The 301-nt window shown below is 59.5% G+C and carries 1 pseudogene; it reads left to right on the top strand.

Going from position 1 to position 301, the window contains the following annotated elements:
- Positions 1–188 (top strand): annotated as a pseudogene (locus tag AC0L3U_RS39045) (pyrroloquinoline quinone biosynthesis protein B); the annotation flags it as partial.
- Positions 189–301: the final 113 nt, after the last annotated feature.

Here is a 301-nt window from a genome sequence, read left to right as displayed (position 1 = left end):
TGGGCCACCTGGCGCAGAACGGCCCCGGCGGCATGCTCGAAGTGCTCGAACAGTTGCCAAAGCAGCGCAAAGTGCTTATCCACATCAACAACACCAACCCGATCCTCGACGAAGACTCTCCCGAGCGAGCCGAGCTGGTGCGGCGTAACGTCGAAGTGGCTTACGACGGCATGAGCATCGAATTGTAGGAGCAGGCGAAATGACTGACACACCGTTGACCACCACCGAATTCGAAGCCGCCTTGCGCGCCAAAGGCGCCTTCTACCACATCCACCACCCGTACCACGTGGCGATGTACGAA

Source organism: Bradyrhizobium sp. Kon69 (genome assembly GCF_055807515.1).
Note: the sequence above shows the minus strand (reverse complement) of the source record. Positions and strands in the feature narration are given on the sequence as shown.